This is a genomic window from Streptomyces alkaliphilus, from assembly GCF_014141535.1.
In the GTDB taxonomy this organism is placed as follows: Bacteria; Actinomycetota; Actinomycetes; order Streptomycetales; family Streptomycetaceae; genus Streptomyces; species Streptomyces alkaliphilus.
The window spans coordinates 1-2,705 of record NZ_VKHT01000725.1; the positions used below are offsets into that span (position 1 = coordinate 1).

The following is a 2,705-nucleotide window of genomic DNA, read 5'->3' on the forward strand; positions in this document are numbered from 1 at the left end:
CTCCGGGCCCCGCCCCGACCGCCCGCCCGGAAAACGACGTTCGTCCCTCCGCATCAACCGAGGAGCCCCAGTGAAGTCCACCGCCCCCGACACCACCGCCGTCCGGGAGCTCCTGGAGGAGGGGCGCGCGCTGACCACCCCCGCTCTGCGGGCCGCCGTGGACCGGCTCGCGCCGCCCATGGACACCGTGGCCGCCTACCACTTCGGCTGGATCGACGCCGACGGCCGCCCCGCCGAGGCGGACGGCGGCAAGGCGGTCCGTCCCGCCCTCGCTGTGCTCTCCGCCGAGGCCGCCGGGGCCACCCCCGCCGTCGGGGTGCCCGGCGCGGTGGCGGTCGAACTGGTCCACAACTTCTCCCTGCTCCACGACGACCTGATGGACGGTGACGAGCAGCGCCGGCACCGGGACACCGTGTGGAAGGTGCACGGTCCGGCCCACGCCATCCTCGTCGGTGACGCGCTGTTCGCCCTGGCGGGAGAGATCCTGCTGACCGAGGGCGGGGAGCACGCCGCCCGGGCGGCCCGGCGGCTGGCCTCGGCGACGCGACGGTTGATCGACGGTCAGGCCCGTGACATCAGTTTCGAGCACCGGGAGATGGTCGGGGTCGAGGAGTGCCTGCGGATGGAGGGGGACAAGACCGGCGCGCTGCTGGCCTGCGCCGCCTCCATCGGCGCGGTTCTGGGCGGCGCCGACGACCGAACCGCGGACGCGCTGGAGGCATACGGCCACGACCTGGGCCTGGCCTTCCAGGCGGTGGACGACCTGCTCGGCATCTGGGGGGATCCGCGCTCCACGGGCAAGCAGACCTGGAGCGACCTGCGCCGGCGCAAGAAGTCGTTGCCGGTGGTCGCGGCGGTGGCGGCGGACAACGCCGCCGCCCGGCGGCTGACGGCGCTGCTGACGGCCGACGCGAAGAAGTCCCCGGCGGAGTTCCAGGACTTCGACGAGGCGGAGTTCGCCGAGCGGGCCGGGCTGATCGAGGAGGCCGGTGGACGGGAGTGGACCGAGGCGGAGGCGCGCCGTCGGCACGTGGCCGCCCTGGCCGCGATCGAGGACCTGTCGATGCCGGACCGGGTGCGGGAGCGGTTCCGCGCGCTGGCCGACTTCGTGGTGATCCGCGAGCGCTGAACCCGGGCCCGGGCGCGGTGTCGTGTCCCCTCTCCGGGGTACGGCGCCGCGCCCGGGCGGGCATGCGGTGAAGAAGGTTCGGAAGGAGGCCCGGCGGAGCGGGGTTCAGTGCAGGAAGGAGTCGCGCAGGCGCTCCCGGTGTTCCGGACCGACGCCCAGACCCTCGCGCAGGTAGGTCTCGGTGTCGCCCCAGTCCACGACGATCTGGTCGAAGGCCGCCTGCAGGTACTCGTGCCGGGCGTCGAAGAGCGGCGCCAGGAGCTCCATGACCTCCTCCGACAGACCGCCCTCGGCGTTGCTTCCCCGGGTCACCCGGTAGCGGTTGATCCCGATGTTGGACTTCAGGTAGTCGGCGATGATCGCCTCCCGCTCGATGCCGAGGGCGATCAGGGTGATCGCGACGGTCAACCCGGCGCGGTCCTTTCCGGCCGCACAGTGCATCAGCACCGGCGTGCTGCCGCCGGCGAGCGATCGCAGCACCCGACCGTGCTCGTCGCGCCGTTCGCGGATCATCATCCGGTAGGACGCCACCATCCGGCCCGCCGCCCGGCCGTCCTCCAGTTCGGCGCGCAACTGCGCCAGCTGACCGTGGCGCACCATCCGCCAGAAGTCCGCCCCGTCGGCGGGGTCGGTGAGCGGCAGATTGACGTTCCGCACACCCGACAGTTCCACATCCGCGCCCTCCAGCGCCTGATCGGCGGCGTTGCGGAAGTCGAAGATCGTGTGCAGCCCCAGGGAGTCCAGGACCCGGCGGTCCTCCTCGGTGGCCTTGGCCAGGTGTCCGCTGCGGAAGAACCGACCGGGTCGTATGCGTCTGCCGTCCCCCGCGGGGAGCCCGGCCAGGTCACGGAAGTTGCGGACTCCGGTCAGCAGGGGCTCTGCGGACTGTTGCGTCACGGTTCCTCCTCGTCGTGGGGTCGCCGTCCCGGCAAGTCCGACGGCGCCCGAACGCCTCGACCCTACGGCATGGGAGGTCCCGGGCCCATGCCCGGCGGGGTCCCTCCCGCCTCCTGCTGATGGCGAAAGACGGTGTCATCCGTATCGGCTTCAACGACCGCTGTTCCCGGATACCCGAAGTCGAGGGTTTCCGGAATGACGTTATGATCGCGGCGGTTTGGTTTCAGCGATCGACCCCACCCTCCATCGGGAGGCCGTCCCCACGGCGCACGGTGGCGAAGGGGTGAACGCCTCCGACGGTCGCGTATCGGGGGATCGCCGCGCGCGTGCGGTGGGCCCCCGGACGGGACGGATCCGGTCGGATCGTGTTCCCCGACGTCAACGCCTCCCGGTGACCCGGCTCGTCGATGTTCCCGTCGACGCGGGCACCGGCGTGGGGCCGGGCGCCACTCCGGCGTCCTTCGAAACCGGGACCCGACCACCCCGCCCACCCGTCCGTTCGGAGGTCAGCTCTCATCACCCGGGCGCCGTCCGGCCGTGCGTCCGCCTCGGCGCTCGCCCCCGGAGCGGTTTCCGAGCATCCCCGCAGCACCTGCCGGCCCGGCAGCGTTCACTGTTCCGACGAAGTCCGAGGACGCCGATGCCCCACCCGCAGCGCCACGAGGCCACCCCCTGGGAC

General features: G+C 72.7%; 2 protein-coding genes. One reads left to right on the forward strand and one right to left on the reverse strand.

What is annotated here, in order from left to right; genetic code table 11:
• The first annotated feature begins 52 nt into the window (after positions 1-52).
• On the forward strand, positions 53-1,129 hold the full coding sequence (locus FNQ90_RS18995; RefSeq protein ID WP_182607475.1) for a polyprenyl synthetase family protein: 1,077 nt from the start codon (positions 53-55) through the stop codon (positions 1,127-1,129).
• Positions 1,130-1,234: 105 nt separating this feature from the next.
• On the opposite strand, the gene FNQ90_RS19000 is transcribed toward FNQ90_RS18995, so the two are convergent.
• A complete protein-coding gene (locus FNQ90_RS19000) occupies positions 1,235-2,026 on the reverse strand; it encodes a tyrosine-protein phosphatase (RefSeq protein WP_143623586.1) in 792 nt (263 codons plus the stop codon).
• Positions 2,027-2,705 lie beyond the last annotated feature (679 nt).